Source organism: Lactiplantibacillus sp. 3062 (assembly GCF_055413545.1).
Genome location: NZ_JBVAYE010000002.1, coordinates 304,075 through 319,131, shown reverse-complemented (window position 1 = coordinate 319,131; position 15,057 = coordinate 304,075). Strand labels below are relative to the sequence as shown.

The following is a 15,057-nucleotide window of genomic DNA, read 5'->3' as shown; positions in this document are numbered from 1 at the left end:
CAGTCCGAAAGCCGTGGCACATTAATAATGGTTACCCTCAAAAACGGATAGGGGGTGTGATTTATAGGTTTAAATCAGTATCGTAATTCAACGGTGACATATCGGTGCTTTTAGTTATCAGGTCAGCGGCGAGAGCTTGCATTGTGTTCAAGGCCTGGTCAGCGGCTTTTTGATTGGCTTTGGTCAGTGCCATAGCGAGTTCGTCGCCAGTCAAAGCGGCAACTTGCTGATCCGTGACAATAATGTGGTGACCAAGTTGAATCGCCAATTCCTTTTGTACTGTTTGTAATTCCCCGTGTAGTTCATGGTAGTGGGCGTCGACTAGGATACCGACGTGCTTGAAAATCCAGTATGCTGAGGTAGCATCGTATTTTTCTGTAGCAACTTGATAAGCTGCTGGAGTGGTCGTAGCACCGGCATAGAATGGAACGTAGACACTTTCAGCGGCTACACCCATCGCCAGCCAGTGAATCCCACTCAGCGTGACGGGAAGGTCCGGTCGCAATTGTAAGACGTGTGATTCTTGCGTCTTGGCGAGACTGATGGGCCGATACTGATGTTTCTCCGTAGCAGTGCCCTGGCCGACGGGATCAAACGGTGTGCCTTGATAATGGGACGCTAAGTAGCCTTGGACTTGGTCAATATGAATTAAGCCATCCGCCCGTTGAATGAACGGTAAGTCAAACGACTCAGGCGTCTGGGTGACACTTGGTGTAAAGCATCTTTGACCATACCAAACGCGAGGCGTGTTGTAATATCGATCAGAAAGGTCGGCCGTACCGAAGACTTCCCGGAAATTCAGTCCATTGTCCATTGAAGCTAACTGATTGTCTAATACAAAATTACGAATGTCTTTAGCATAAAGATAATTGTCATGGTCACTAAAGTCGATTTCTTGGATTGCAAGCTGGTTAGCAACGACTGCATAGGCATCATCCGGGATTCGTTGTGCGACCCAGTAATGACCAGCACCAGTTTCCATGTACCAAACTTCGTTGACATCACTAAAGAGAATCCCGTTAGTTTCGTAGGTGCCGTGTTCTTCAATAATATGCCCGAGACGTTCAACGCCTTCACGAGCAGAATGAATGTACGGTAAGGTGACAGTGACCATTGCTTCTTCACCGATGCCGTCCTTAACATACGGGTCAGCAGCCAGTACGCGTGTATTACAGTAAGCACTTTCAGTAGCACTCATTGCCACGCTGTACTCGTTAATGCCATCCTCCTCGAACAGGCCATATTCGGCAGTCCATTCAGGGGTGGCTGTGTATTTCGCACGAATCTTTGGCAGGGTCATGGTAAAGGGATGAGTTTGATCCTGAGACTTGAAGGTCTGTGGTTCTTCGAATTCGCGGTGCGCGTGGATAATCATTTTTTTCGCCCAAGCGGCGCGTGAATCTTCATTACGGCCAATCATGGTCGAACCATCCGCGCTGGCATTTTTACCCACTAGGATACTAGTGCAGGCGGAATAAGGATTAAACTGATGAGTCAACATATGGGGCCTTCTTTCTCCACGGTACGAGCAGTCAATGGCGGTATCGTGGCATAATCATTTTTGTTAAATTAATTTTAGCATGTTTAGTCATCAATGGGGGTTTTCGGTTTGTGCTTCTGATTAGTTTTGCAAGGTAGCCTTAATTGGTCAGCGTGCTGGGCATTAGAAAAGAACCGTTAAATCAACAACGTCGTGGCTTGCAAAATAGAAAAGATTAAAGTAAGATTAAAACATTCGAAAATAGTGAATTAAGATAGGAGCGTGGCCTCATGCCAATCGTACACATTGATCTAATTGCTGGTCGTTCACAAGAACAACTTAAAAACTTGGTGAAAGATGTTACTGACGTGGTCAGCAAGAATACCGGTGCACCAGCAGAACACATTCACGTGATTTTAAGTGAGATGCAGAAAAATCGCTATAGTGTTGGTGGTGTCTTAAAGAGCGACGAAGAAGCAGAATAGGTTGTTCATTGCCGGACCGGTCGAATATGACGTGGCCGGCTTTTTTTAAAAGTTTAGAAGGTAGGTTAAACTGTGAACGAACAAATTAAGACGGATGCATTAAATTCGGCGCACCATTTAATGGTCGGGGGCGTCGATACATTGACCCTTGCAAAAAAATATCAAACACCGCTGTATGTCTATGATACCGGTGCAATTCGTGCCGAAATCGCAGCATTCAAGCAAGTTTTTGAAGAAAACCACGTGGACTATCAAATCAGTTATGCTAGTAAGGCGTTTGCAACGGTCGCGATGTATCAATTGATCGCCCAAGAACACATTCATTGTGATGTGGTTTCTGGTGGTGAATTGTATACCGCCCAACAAGCAGATTTCCCAATGGCCGCCGTCTCGTTTCACGGTAATAACAAGTCACTGGCCGAGCTAACCATGGCCTTAGATGCCGGTGTTGGTACCATCGTGGTCGATAATTTCGGTGAACTACGACAACTGACGACGTTGACGACGCAACGGCAACAGCCGACCACGATTATGTTGCGGATTGCCCCAGGGATCTCAGCGCATACGCATGATTACATTTCAACTGGTCAGGCCGATTCTAAGTTTGGATTTGATTTGGACAGTGGGCAAGCAGACCAGGCTATCAAAGCCGCGCAAGCCGCACCATATTTGAAACTGGTTGGGATTCATTGTCACATTGGGTCACAGATTTTTGAAGTGAATGGTTTTGAGATGATTGTTGATAAGCTCGTTAGTGAGTTTGCTCGCTGGCAACGCGAACTTGATTTTTACCCACAGATCATGAATGTGGGGGGTGGTTTTGGCGTGAAGTACACTGCCGAAGATCATCCGCTGCAGCCAACCGATTTTGTCGATGCAATTATTAAGGAAACGCGCGCGCAAACTGCAGCCCAACAAGTTCCAATGTTAGAAATCTGGATCGAGCCTGGACGCTCGTTAGTCGCTACCGCTGGGATGACCCTGTATACGATTGGCGATGAGAAGGATATTCCGGGCATTCGGAAGTATTTGTCTGTTGACGGAGGTATGGGTGATAATATTCGGCCAGCTTTATATCAGGCCAAGTATGAAGCGGTATTAGCCAAGAATCCGGCCTTACCAGCTGAACAGGTAGCCTCGATTGCTGGTAAATACTGTGAGTCAGGTGATATGTTGATCTGGAATCAGCAATTACCGGCCACTGCACCAGGCGACGTGTTAGCGGTCCTAGATACCGGTGCATACGGTTATTCGATGGCTAGCAACTACAATCGGAATCCACGACCTGCCGTTGTTTTTTGTGAACAGGGACATAGTCAACTTGTTGTGCAGCGTGAAAGCTATGCTGACTTAACACGGCTGGACCTCCCACTCTCAGTGCCGGAGAAAACCAAGTAGATTAGTCACCCAAAAGCATTTCAAGAGTTAGGCTCTTGAAATGCTTTTTTAGGTCTGCTGCTGTCGTCGAAGGGCTTGTGGCAACGTTTGACTAGGATCAGTGCTAAAATGGGCAGTATGAATTTATTAGTTACGGTATACTTATCATTGAAGGATGTTAATGGCTGCTATGAAGTCATTACGCTGGTCTGAAGATGGCTAGCAGGGGTGCCAGCATGTGGCGTGGGATTTCCAAGTGACCGGTTGCATACTGGCCCTAATTTTTTTGTTAAATCTATCCGCTTTGCTTGCGTTAGGCGTGAAGTTTGTTAAAATTTGATAGTTAAAGTCTTCGACGGTGACGATGGTCAATAAGGTCCCAATAGATAATTAACGATTTAAATAACCGGTGGGGGAGTTGTTAAAATGTTTAAAAAATGGCTAACTTGGCCAGTATTCTATGAGCTGACAGAAATTTATACGGCACCACTTAATATCATGTGGTTTGTTCTCGGAAGCGCCATTGCGCAGTATCACTTAGGTACGGTGAATTGGCTTAACGTGACGCTGTGTTTAGTTAGCGTATTTATTTTTGACTTAGCCGTCAATGTTTCTGATAATTATTATGATTATCGGCATGCTCGTGATCGGGAAGGCTATGCGCAGAAGACGAATCCGATTGGTCGCTTGCAGTTACCCGTAGCGGGTGTCGGCCGCTTAGCATTGGGATTGTACCTGATTTCATTGATTCCCGGAATCTGGCTTGTCATGCGGACTGGGTGGTTAGTGCTCGTCCTTGGATTAGTTGGCTATGTGATTGGTATTTTTTACACAGCTGGGCCCTATCCAATCAACGCGACCCCGCTGTGTGAGACGGTCGTGGCGTTAGCAATTGCATTTTTAATTGAATTGACCTGTGTGGTCGTATCGACGTATGGACAGCATCCGTTGACTTGGTCGATCGTTGGAACGACTTTCTTACTATGTTTACCACTGACCCTGATTTTCTTTTGCCTACAACTGGCTAATAACACAGCGGACCGTGATGAAGATATTTTGAATCATCGTTACACCTTGGCCTACTACCTTGGTAAACCAGGTTCGGTACGGCTGATTCAAGCGTTTTTAGTTATTGGTGGCATTTGGCCGCTCGTGAACGTCTTACTGGGACTAGCACCCATTGTTACGATTTGGGTCGTACTCTTACTACCAATTATGTGGCAAGGTATGCGCCCGTTCTTTGAGGTGCAAGATAAAAAGAAGACGTTTATTACGACGGTCAAGAGTGCCTCGCTGTTCTTCATTCTATACCCAGTGCTATTTGTTTTAGGGACTTGGTTGTAACGAATTAGTAAAGCTCACTTAATTTTTCGCACTTATCGTGGTTATTTTTATGAAAGTGGACTATATTATTACCAGTTTATAAAATAGGGGTAAGCAGGATGGAAACAGAACAGCGACAGCAACGAAGAATTGCGGTGTATCACTTAATTGTCACACTTTTGACACTCTGGTCAGCAGTTAACGTGATCCTATTATCGTTTCATATCGGTGATTGGCACGTTGAAACCCGCATCAGTAACGGCTTATTAGTCATGTTTGCGGTGGACTACTTTGTGCGCCTAATTCGTTCTCGAGATCGGAAGACTTTTCTCATTCATTCAGCGTTCGATTTGATGGGGATTATTCCCATGCACCCGGTGTTTGCACTCTTTCGACTTGGGCGTTTGGCACGGATGGTCCAATATCACCATTTGTTCTGGAAGCTCGGACTGGATGGTAAGTGGACGCACGATTTTCACCGCTTTATCTATAGCACCGGGTTTATCTACCTGTTTTCAATTAGTATTGCGATTATTGTTCTTAGTGCGTTGCTCTTTTCCGTTTTCGAGCATCAAAGCCTGTCAGATTCACTGTGGTGGGCCATCACAACGGCGACTACCGTGGGTTATGGTGACGATACGCCCCATACTGCCGTTGGCAAAGTGATCGCGGTCGGGCTGATGTTCGGTGGGATTGGTTTTATTGGTTTGTTAACGAGTACGATTACTGACTTCTTCACAACGCAAGCCAGTCAGAATGTCACGATCGAGGAACCACAGCATGATGACGAGCTGCGACAACTACTGATTAAAATTGACACGTTGACGACGAAGGTCGATCATTTACAAAATCAAGTTAAACGTTTAGAAAAATCAGGCTACAAAAAACAACATTGAATTTTCGGACCGTTGGATGCCCTTAATGGGGCGCAGCGGTCCGTTTTGCTATGCTATAATAACGGTAACAAATTCGAAACGGTGGTGGTGAGATGGGACAAGCAATAACACGGTGGGTCTGGCTACCAGCCCCAATTGTGACCCGTCAATCAACGTTTAAAATTCATGTGGGGGATTTACAGCGGCATCCAGTGCCATTACGTGCCGCACAGTGGTATCAATTTGAGCAGTCACGAACAAAGCTAATCTGCTCGGTGCCAATCACAACGACTCAGTATGCGGCCGTTACGCACTTAGCAGCTCAGCGGCTTAAAGCTGGTCAAGCGGGAATGTTACCAGCACCCGAGCAGCCCGTGATGACCCGGGGGACGACGATTACATTCACAATGTAAAGCGGCGTGATGACAGTTACTTACTGTAAAGATACTTTGTGAATGGTACTTGACGGTTGGGGGGCACGATGCTCACGTGTTATATTCAGGCTAATCAAATTGCCGCGAGGTCGCGAATTCACGAGGAAGTGATTTTTCGATGAAAACACGCTATCAGTTACAAGTCAAGTACGACGGAATCAGATCGTTAACACGTTGCCGCGTGTTGGCAATCATCATTGCGAGTTTTACGGGTTGGCTGACCGGGTGCGAGTTAGCGGAGGCCGCCACGGTGCCGACTATGATGCAAACTTACCATCCTTGGTCCGTACGGGGGCTGAATCTAGAAAGCTTGCGTTTGCTGGTGGCAACGACCGTCTTAGGGCTAGTCTGTTGGGGCCTAGCCGCTTACTTAAAACCTAAGGCCAAGTGAGACTGAGTAAACAAACGATTGTTGTCTGACCCTTGATAGGGGGGCGGATGATAATCGTTTTTTCGTACCGCTTATGTGGCACTGAGCGGTGTCGTTCAATGTGGGAGCGCGTATCCATTCCCAACGTGCACTAGCACGCCACGGACCTCGCGCGCAGCAGGTGAGCTGAGGAAAATGATGGCGACCAGCAAGGCAAGTTTGGTGGTCGCGTTCACAATTTAAAATGATCCCAGCTTGTTGATTCGCTGTTAGCAATTGGTTGAATGAACCGGTGATTTTTTTAATTTACATCTTATTAATTAAAAAATTGATTAGCGCTAAAGCTAGGGCTGTGCTGGTAAAGACGGGTATTTGTAAACAAAAATATGGGCGCAAGGACTTGCATAGAAATTAAAATATGATTAAAATAAGTCTTATTAAATTAATGGAGGCTTGCGAATGATTAGTCAAAACCATCGTTTGGATCAGCAACTTATTGAACGTGAAGACCATTATATGGCGACGGCGGCACGAATCAATTACTATGATTTAGTTATTGACCATGCTCACGGGGCCCTGCTTACCGATGTTGATGGCAACCAATACATCGATTTGTTAGCCAGTGCTTCGGCCATTAACGTGGGCCATACGCACCCTCGCGTTGTTAAGGCCATTCAGGAACAGGCAGCCAAGTTGATTCATTACACGCCAGCATATTTTCATCATCAACCGGAACAACGATTGGCTGAGCGACTGGCAAAATCAGCTCCCGGCACTGATAATGAGGTGGTTTTTGGTAACTCTGGTTCGGATGCCAATGATGCCATTATTAAATTTGCACGGGCCTATACTAACCGACAATACATAGTCGCCTATACGGATGCCTATCATGGTTCAACGTATGGCTCAATGTCACTCTCAGGAGTTAGCCTGAATATGGTCCGTAAGATGGGACAGTTGCTACCTGGGATCGTGCACGTCCCGTATCCTGATTGTTATCGTACGTTGCCGCATGAGACGGAACATGAACTTGCATTACGCTATTTTGAAGCGTTCAAGGCACCATTTGACTCATACTTACCAGCGGAGGAAACCGCGTGCGTCATTATTGAACCGATTCAAGGTGATGGCGGTATCCGCAAGGCACCAGCAGAGTATGTCCAATTAGTCTATGACTTTTGTCACCAGCACGGTATCTTATTTGCCGTCGACGAGGTCAATCAAGGGATGGGACGAACCGGGAAGATGTGGAGCATTCAAAACTTCCCGGGAATCCGACCGGACTTAATGTCCGTTGGCAAATCACTGGCTTCGGGATTACCACTTAGTGCAGTGATCGGTCGCCGTGAAGTGATGGAGAGTCTAGCAGCGCCGGCGCACACCTTTACGACGGCGGCCAATCCGGTTTGTTGTGCGGCGGCGCTGGCGACAATCGACGTTCTAGCAGATGAACAGTTGGTTGCCCGTTCCGCCAATTATGGCCGCTATGCCAAGGAACAGTTTTTAGCGCTTCAACAACGCCATCCTAAAATTGGGCAGGTACGGATGTACGGGCTGAACGGGGGCATTGAATTGGTGACAGACCGGCAGAGTCAGCAACCTGATCCTGATTTTGCCAGTGACGTCATTTATGCCGCTTTTGAACGGGGTGTCGTCATGATAACGCTCAAAGGAAATATTTTGCGGTTCCAACCACCACTAGTCATCACGAAGACGCAATTAGATACTGCGTTAACCGTATTAGATGAGGCAATGGCTGCTGCTGAACAGGGTCTGGTTAAACGGCCCCGAGGCAAGATTGGTTGGTAAAATAAGGAGGATTTTGATGCAACGGTTATTAAAACGGTTAACTTTAAAGGAAGATCCAAGCATATATGAAGACAAAGATTCTCACCTAGCTCGAGTATTGACGGTCAAGGACTTCTTGGCTTTAGGGGTGGGGACGATTGTTTCAACGTCAATTTTCACATTACCCGGAGTGGTGGCTGCGAACCATGCGGGCCCTGCGGTAGTCTTCTCATTCATCGTCGCAGCCATCGTTGCCGGCCTGGTTGCATTTGCTTATGCTGAAATGGCGGCGGCGATGCCGTTTGCCGGTTCCGCTTATTCGTGGATCAACGTAATGTTCGGTGAATTCTTTGGTTGGATCGCTGGTTGGGCGTTGCTTGCGGAGTACTTTATTGCGTTGGCATTCGTCGGTTCAGGACTGTCCGCCAATCTGCGGGGGCTCTTGTCACCATTAGGACTAACTCTACCGAAGGCTTTGTCAAATACGTTTGGGACTGATGGTGGCGTGGTCGACCTGATTGCCGTCTTGGTGATTGCGCTGGTCTCGTTACTGCTCTCACGTGGAATCAGTAAGGCCTCCCGGGTCGAAAACGTGTTAGTGGTGTTGAAAGTGTTAGCCGTACTCACGTTTATCGTCGTGGGTGCGACGGCGATCCACGTGCAAAACTACGTCCCGTTTATCCCCAAGTACCATTTAAACGCTGATGGTAGTGCTTTTGGGGGCTGGCAAGGAATTTATGCCGGGGTATCGATGATTTTCTTAGCTTATATTGGGTTTGATTCGATTGCCGCTAATTCAGCAGAAGCTAAGAATCCTGGCAAAACAATGCCACGAGGAATTCTTGGTTCACTCGTCATTGCGGTGGTGCTCTTTGTGGCTGTTGCTTTGGTCTTAGTCGGTATGTTCAAATATTCATCATATGCTAATAACGCCGAACCAGTCGGCTGGGCATTACGACAAGCTGGCCATCCGATTGTTGCCAGTGTTATTCAGGCCATTGCCGTGCTGGGAATGTTCACTGCGCTGATTGGGATGACTTTAGCAGGGTCACGGCTAATTTATTCCTTTGGGCGTGATGGTATGTTACCTAAGTGGCTTGGCAAGTTACATCATAATCAACCTAACAACGCGCTACTTGTGTTAACAATCGTTGCTATTATCATTGGGGCGTTTTGCCCGTTTGCTTTTCTGGCTCAATTGATTTCAGCGGGAACCCTGATTGCCTTCATGTTTGTCTCGCTGGGAATCTATGCTTTGCGGCGTCGTGAAGGTGTTGATATTGCGGTACCAGCCTTTAAGATGCCGTTCTATCCAGTTTTACCAGCTATTGCCTTTCTAGGCGCACTGTTCGTTTTTATGGGCTTAGATATCCAGGCAAAATTATACGCGGGCGTGTGGTTCATCGTCGGCTTAGTGATCTACTTTAGCTATGGTATGCGTCACTCATATTTGGCTGAAAAACGTCTGTCTAAGACTGATACTGCGGCTAAATCAGCTTCGAAGGTGGCTGATTCGACCGTTGAAGAGCGTGACTGAACTTAGCTAACGCAATCCCTTGATAGTTGAACAACAACTAAAATGGCACTTCCAGAATTGAATTTTATCTGGAAGTGCCATTTTTGAGTGGTGATTACGAGCTAGTGTAAAGTCCGAAAATTAATAGTGATGCGCAGTCAGCAACTTAAGATACAACTGTCGACTACTTGCATCTGAACGATTATTCCGCAATCGCAAAATAATCGTTCAAGTAACGAGCAACACCGTTTTGATCATTATTATAGGCCGTTACATCGTCAGCCGTTGCTTTGATCTTGTCAGTACCATTGGCCATTGCCACACCGAGACCCGCGTATGCTAACATCTCGAGGTCGTTATGTTCGTCACCAAAGGCGATGATATTGCGCCGTGAAATTTGAAAGTAATCCGCTAAGTAGGCGACACCCTTGGCTTTGTGGACGCCTTTGGAGGTAATCTCGAGGATGGCATTCGGGCCGCCCCAAACACCAACGTCAACTTGATCGCCAAAGCGTTCAGTGATCCAGTCAATGATGGCAGCCCGCCGATCAAGCTGGACTAGCAAGACGAGGGAATTCGGATTACGAGTCAACGTATCTGGTGTAAGTCGGGGGCTGTCAGCAATCTCTGGGAAGAATTGACCAGCAATCAAATCTTGACCCGCTGTCATGGTACTGTTTTTATTTTCTGCAATAATTTCATTGATCCCCAATTGTTCGCGATATTTAACGAGTGCTAAGACAATCGCTTTGTTGATTGTGAACTGATATTCTGAGGCCCATGTTTGGTGAGGTAAATGGCCCAGAGAACCGTTAAAGTTGATCATTGGGCTTTTGAGACGCAGCTGGTCATAGATCGCTTGTGAGCCCTGATATGAGCGACCAGTAATAATGCTAACAATGTGACCCGCTGCTTGTAGTCGTTGCATCGTTTGGATCGTCGCTGAATTGAGTTTGGATTCAGCATTCAAAGTGGTTCCGTCTAAGTCTAACGCAATTAGTTTTCTTTCCATATTCAACAAACATCTCCCATATTTCCGGCAGTTAATTAATTTAATTTAGCATAAATCCCACCTAATTGCGAATCTTTGCTACCTTACAGTCGGGGCAAAATGTGGTAATCTAATTGAGGATGCTTTTTAATTGAGGAGGAAATTTGGGTGCAATTACCAGCAGAATTTATTCAAAAATATCAACGACTACTAGGCGATCAAGCGCCCGCTTTTTTGGCAGCTTTCGATGGCCCTGTTGAAAAAGGGTTTCGGGTTAATCCGAACAAGACTGTGACGGCCACGATGCGCGCCAAGATGACAGCACCCGTTCCGTATAGCCCAATTGGGTATTATGGCAAGGTGAACGGCAATGCGCTGGAACACTTGGCTGGTGCCGTCTACAGTCAAGAACCAAGTGCCATGACCGTTGGCGAGTTTGCAAAACCAGAACCTGGTGAACGAGTGTTAGACTTATGTGCGGCACCGGGTGGCAAAACGACGCATCTGTTAAGCTATTTGCATCAGACTGGTCTACTCGTGACAAATGAGATCAATCGGCAACGAGTGACCGCCCTTGGCGATAATGTGGAACGCTACGGCGCCCGCAATACAGTGATTACCAACGATACACCCGCTGCCCTTGCCAAGGAATTGCCAGGCTTTTTTGACCGGATCTTGGTGGATGCACCGTGTTCGGGTGAAGGGATGTTTCGTAAGGATCATGACGCAGTTCAGTATTGGACGCCCGACTATCCAGCGGCGTGTGCTGAACGCCAACGGGAGATTTTGACGGAAGCGGTCAAGATGTTGCGTCCGGGTGGACATTTGATTTATTCGACCTGTACCTTTGCACCGGAAGAGGACGAACAGATGATGGCCTGGCTGTTAAAAACTTATCCTGAGTTTGAGCTGGAGCCACTGGCCAAGACGGCTGGGATGGTCGATGCAAAGCCGGAATGGGCGGATGGCAATCCTGAACTGGCTAAAGCGGCCCGGTTATTTCCGCACTTGATGCGCGGTGAGGGTCACTTTATTGCCAAATTGGTCTATCATGGCACGACGGTGGGCAAGGACAAAAAAGTGGTTCGCGAACAGTTAAACGCCACGCAACGGCAGCTATGGACGGACTTTTTAAAAAAACAAGCAATGGCCGGTTTACCACAGCTCGTGTTACAGGCACATGGTGATCAGTTATACGGCGTGCCAGCGATGATGCCCGTTACGCGAAAGCTCAAGGTCTTTCGCCCCGGGATTTTATTGGGAACGTTTAAGAAGAAACGGTTTGAACCAAGTTACGCGTTAGCCTTAGCGAGTGATGATTTGTCCTTACCCAAAACTGAAATAACGCGTGAACAGTGGGCATTGTATGTCCATGGTGAGACATTTGAATTGACAAGTGCGCCTGTAGCTGGTTTTCGGGTCTTAACTTGTGATGGGTTGCCAGTTGGGTTTGGAAAAATCGTCGCCAAGACGGTTAAAAATTTCTTTCCTAAGGGCTTACGGTTCTTGGCGACCTCTGAAAACGCGACGCTCTAACCTGACATGATATTGACTAAGTCATAACGTCCGCGTGCGATTGACGCTGAACAGGTGATGAGCAGCGGCCGTCATGAATCATTCGATTCGTGGTAAAATCGGGGGAACGATCTACGCAAGTTGATGGTCAAATGGACCCAATCAATCGTAATATTGGAGGAAGAGTTTATGTATTGCCCAAATTGTGGGAAAAAGAATGATATTGACGCGTTATTTTGTGAAAATTGTGGTGCGCGGCTGATTATCCCAGCCAGTTCAGCGCAACCAACACCGGCGTCAGCTGTAAGTTCTGCTGCTCAATCCACGTCGTCAACGGCTGCTTCAGAAGCACCGAGCGCCAGTACATCGATTTCAGCTGCACCGACTGCACCTGAACTTAGCACCCGTTCAGCGCAACATGCGCGTCAAAATGCGCAACCACGTTCAACGTCAAAACTGTCTTGGGTTATTTTGATCGTGGTATTAGCCGTGGCACTTGGTGGTGGCTATTACTGGCTGGGATACCAGCGTCAGAGTAATTCGACGGCAACAACAACGGCCAAGTCTTCGTTGCACACTGCTACATCGGAAAAAGCCGAGTCGTCATCATCGTCCAAGGCATCTGCTAGTACGGCAACTCAGACGGCATTGTGGTCGACAACCAAGTCGAGCGAGTTAGCCTCGTTTATGTCGTCATGGCAAGATACCATGAACCAATCGTACGAGGGGACTTATGATGGTCAGTCGGTAACTATTGGTGAGTTGAATTTACCTTCAGACATCAAAAACAATCAGTACCAAGATAAGATTACGGTCAATGGTGACACAGTCAAGCTCAAGTGGACGACGGCTGCTGATACCGATGCGAAGTACCAGGTCGTTGCCGCGGCCACTGATCCGAACGCGTCTAGTGGCGTGATTACGTATCTGTATGTTTTCCATAATGGTTCGCCAGACGTTCTGGTCTCGCAAGACAGTGCCACTGCCACAACGTTTAACTTCACTAGTTCACAAAATACGGATTTACAAGATGGCTTTGCAAAGATTGCCAATGCGGATTAATAACTGAATTATTCGGAATCGTGTGTTTATGCTAAGTCGGCCTGAACACACGATTTTTTTGCGCCAATATTCGACAGAAAATGGCGTATTGGCGCTTTAAAACTGAATAATTAGTGTCGGGTAATGGAAAGCGATGCTGATTTACAATCGATTATTGAAAATTATTATTTATTTACAAAATGATATCCGTCGGCTGGAACGGTTTATTAGTGCAACGGCACGCAACGTTTCAGCGTCTGCATCTATTTGTTCATGCAACAGCATGCAATATAATGACTTTTTTATGAATTATATGTGAATTTTATATGAATCGATGTATCAGCTAATACTATTTGAACCCTTGATATTAGCCGATTTCATGCCAAATAGGCACGGATGTCAATAAGTAAAACGCCTTCATGCAATTTCACGCAAACGCTTGCATAATTTTGGAAGCGGTTTTATAATCTAACTTGTACTCAAGCGATTGATATTATTTTTGGGAGGCTTTATTGTGAAAGAAACATCTAAAACAACGGCCGGATTACCGAAACTGTCATCCAATAAGATTTGGATGATGAGTCTAGGTTTTCTCGGTGTTCAAATGGCATTTACACTTCAGAGCTCACAGATGAGCCGGATCTTCCAAACTTTAGGCGCGGATCCAAATAACCTTGGCTGGTTTTTCATCTTGCCACCCCTTGCTGGTTTGATCGTTCAACCGATCATTGGGAGTTTATCCGACCGAACATGGGCCCCACGTTTAGGCGGGCGACGGTTACCTTACTTGATTCTGGGAACAGTCGTTGCGGCAATCGTGATGTTACTACTACCCAATTCTGGCTCGTTTGGATTTGGTTACGCTTCCATGGCGGCCTTAGTTTTTGGTGCGATTACCGTGGCATTTCTTGATTTATCGTCTAACGTCGCAATGCAACCTTTCAAGATGATGGTCGGGGATATGGTCAACGATGACCAAAAGAGTTACGCCTATGGGATTCAAAGCTTCTTGTTGAATACTGGTGCCGTCATTGCGGCAATCTTCCCATTCCTGTTGACCTTGTTCGGGGTCGCCAATACGGCTAGTAAAGGTGTTATTCCCAATTCAGTGATCTGGTCATTTTATATTGGAGCAGCAATCTTAGTGGTTTCAACGATTATCACGATTGCCCGGGTGCGGGAATATGATCCCGTAACTTACGCGAAGTATCACGGCATTGATGAAAGCGCTAATAAATCTGGTGGTAACTGGTTGGCACTCTTGAAGAAAGCACCAAAGGTTTTCTGGTTAGTAGCCTCAGTTCAATTCTTCTGCTGGATGGCATTTCAATACTTATGGACATACTCAACCGGTGCAATGGCTGCCAACGTTTGGCACACCACTAATGCCAGTTCTGCAGGCTACCAAGCCGCTGGTAACTGGTACGGGATCTTATCTGCTGTTCAGTCCGTTGCCGCGGTTGTTTGGTCATATGTTTTAGCCAAGGTTCCGAATAATCGGCATAAACTTGGTTATGCTTTGAGTTTATTACTTGGTGCAATTGGCTTCTTCTCAATTTTCTTCATTCACAGTCAATCAGCACTTGTCGTCTCATTTATTCTGGTTGGGATGGCCTGGGCCGCAATGAATACGTATCCATTGACGATGGTAACCAACGCCTTATCTGGCGAACACATGGGGACTTACTTGGGTCTCTTTAACGGCTCAATCTGCCTGCCACAAATTGTTGCGTCCTTATTGAGCTTTGCATTATATCCATTATTTGGCAATTCACAAGCCAACATGTTCATCTTTGCTGGGATCGTCCTTGCAGTAGGTGCGGGCACAGTTGGTTTGATCAAAGAAACGTACAAAAACTAGG

General features: G+C 46.6%; 13 protein-coding genes. 11 read left to right on the top strand and 2 right to left on the bottom strand.

The window, feature by feature from the left end:
- Nucleotides 1-61: 61 nt before the first annotated feature.
- Nucleotides 62-1,501 carry a C69 family dipeptidase gene (locus ACWQAU_RS04455; protein ID WP_027821429.1) on the bottom strand — a complete coding sequence of 480 codons (1,440 nt, stop codon included), beginning with the start codon at nt 1,499-1,501 and terminating at the stop codon, nt 62-64.
- Between the two features lie 269 nt (nt 1,502-1,770).
- On the opposite strand from ACWQAU_RS04455, the gene ACWQAU_RS04450 reads away from it, so the two are divergent.
- The 8 genes from ACWQAU_RS04450 (at nt 1,771) to ACWQAU_RS04415 (ending at nt 9,669) form a co-directional block, all read left to right on the top strand.
- Nucleotides 1,771-1,965 carry a 2-hydroxymuconate tautomerase gene (locus ACWQAU_RS04450; RefSeq protein ID WP_003640450.1) on the top strand — a complete coding sequence of 65 codons (195 nt, stop codon included), beginning with the start codon at nt 1,771-1,773 and terminating at the stop codon, nt 1,963-1,965.
- Between the two features lie 72 nt (nt 1,966-2,037).
- A complete protein-coding gene (lysA, locus tag ACWQAU_RS04445; RefSeq protein ID WP_003640451.1) occupies nt 2,038-3,363 on the top strand; it encodes a diaminopimelate decarboxylase in 1,326 nt (441 codons plus the stop codon).
- Nucleotides 3,364-3,768: 405 nt separating this feature from the next.
- Nucleotides 3,769-4,686, top strand: coding sequence for a prenyltransferase (locus ACWQAU_RS04440; protein ID WP_003640452.1), 918 nt, complete (start codon nt 3,769-3,771; stop codon nt 4,684-4,686).
- Between the two features lie 98 nt (nt 4,687-4,784).
- Nucleotides 4,785-5,561 (top strand): potassium channel family protein, encoded by a 777-nt coding sequence (locus ACWQAU_RS04435; RefSeq protein ID WP_003640453.1) that lies wholly within the window; start codon nt 4,785-4,787, stop codon nt 5,559-5,561.
- Between the two features lie 92 nt (nt 5,562-5,653).
- Complete coding sequence (locus ACWQAU_RS04430) at nt 5,654-5,953, top strand: hypothetical protein (protein WP_003640454.1); 300 nt, start codon at nt 5,654-5,656, stop codon at nt 5,951-5,953.
- A gap of 139 nt (nt 5,954-6,092) precedes the next feature.
- Nucleotides 6,093-6,365 carry a hypothetical protein gene (locus tag ACWQAU_RS04425; RefSeq protein ID WP_027821430.1) on the top strand — a complete coding sequence of 91 codons (273 nt, stop codon included), beginning with the start codon at nt 6,093-6,095 and terminating at the stop codon, nt 6,363-6,365.
- Nucleotides 6,366-6,803: 438 nt separating this feature from the next.
- Nucleotides 6,804-8,153 (top strand): aspartate aminotransferase family protein, encoded by a 1,350-nt coding sequence (locus tag ACWQAU_RS04420; protein ID WP_027821431.1) that lies wholly within the window; start codon nt 6,804-6,806, stop codon nt 8,151-8,153.
- Nucleotides 8,154-8,169: 16 nt separating this feature from the next.
- Nucleotides 8,170-9,669 (top strand): APC family permease, encoded by a 1,500-nt coding sequence (locus ACWQAU_RS04415; protein ID WP_003640458.1) that lies wholly within the window; start codon nt 8,170-8,172, stop codon nt 9,667-9,669.
- Between the two features lie 181 nt (nt 9,670-9,850).
- Here ACWQAU_RS04415 and ACWQAU_RS04410 read toward each other — a convergent pair whose 3' ends face one another.
- Nucleotides 9,851-10,660 (bottom strand): Cof-type HAD-IIB family hydrolase, encoded by an 810-nt coding sequence (locus ACWQAU_RS04410; protein WP_003644354.1) that lies wholly within the window; start codon nt 10,658-10,660, stop codon nt 9,851-9,853.
- A 147-nt stretch (nt 10,661-10,807) separates the two neighbouring features.
- Between ACWQAU_RS04410 and ACWQAU_RS04405 the strand changes: the two genes are divergently transcribed.
- The 3 genes from ACWQAU_RS04405 to ACWQAU_RS04395 all read left to right on the top strand — a co-directional run bounded on the left by ACWQAU_RS04405 (nt 10,808) and on the right by ACWQAU_RS04395 (nt 15,056).
- Nucleotides 10,808-12,175, top strand: coding sequence for an RsmB/NOP family class I SAM-dependent RNA methyltransferase (locus ACWQAU_RS04405; protein WP_024521553.1), 1,368 nt, complete (start codon nt 10,808-10,810; stop codon nt 12,173-12,175).
- Nucleotides 12,176-12,343: 168 nt separating this feature from the next.
- Nucleotides 12,344-13,216, top strand: coding sequence for a zinc ribbon domain-containing protein (locus tag ACWQAU_RS04400; RefSeq protein ID WP_027821432.1), 873 nt, complete (start codon nt 12,344-12,346; stop codon nt 13,214-13,216).
- A gap of 493 nt (nt 13,217-13,709) precedes the next feature.
- The gene (locus tag ACWQAU_RS04395) at nt 13,710-15,056 is read left to right on the top strand and encodes an SLC45 family MFS transporter (RefSeq protein WP_027821433.1); all 1,347 of its coding nucleotides are present in this window, start codon (nt 13,710-13,712) and stop codon (nt 15,054-15,056) included.
- Nucleotide 15,057: the final 1 nt, after the last annotated feature.

Coding starts and splice junctions, on each gene's coding strand:
- ACWQAU_RS04455 (WP_027821429.1), bottom strand. CDS start 1,501: ATGTTGACTCATCAGTTTAATCCTTATTCCGCCTGCACTAGTATCCTA.
- ACWQAU_RS04450 (WP_003640450.1), top strand. CDS start 1,771: ATGCCAATCGTACACATTGATCTAATTGCTGGTCGTTCACAAGAACAA.
- ACWQAU_RS04435 (WP_003640453.1), top strand. CDS start 4,785: ATGGAAACAGAACAGCGACAGCAACGAAGAATTGCGGTGTATCACTTA.
- ACWQAU_RS04410 (WP_003644354.1), bottom strand. CDS start 10,660: ATGGAAAGAAAACTAATTGCGTTAGACTTAGACGGAACCACTTTGAAT.
- ACWQAU_RS04440 (WP_003640452.1), top strand. CDS start 3,769: ATGTTTAAAAAATGGCTAACTTGGCCAGTATTCTATGAGCTGACAGAA.
- ACWQAU_RS04420 (WP_027821431.1), top strand. CDS start 6,804: ATGATTAGTCAAAACCATCGTTTGGATCAGCAACTTATTGAACGTGAA.
- ACWQAU_RS04425 (WP_027821430.1), top strand. CDS start 6,093: ATGAAAACACGCTATCAGTTACAAGTCAAGTACGACGGAATCAGATCG.
- ACWQAU_RS04415 (WP_003640458.1), top strand. CDS start 8,170: ATGCAACGGTTATTAAAACGGTTAACTTTAAAGGAAGATCCAAGCATA.
- ACWQAU_RS04400 (WP_027821432.1), top strand. CDS start 12,344: ATGTATTGCCCAAATTGTGGGAAAAAGAATGATATTGACGCGTTATTT.
- ACWQAU_RS04430 (WP_003640454.1), top strand. CDS start 5,654: ATGGGACAAGCAATAACACGGTGGGTCTGGCTACCAGCCCCAATTGTG.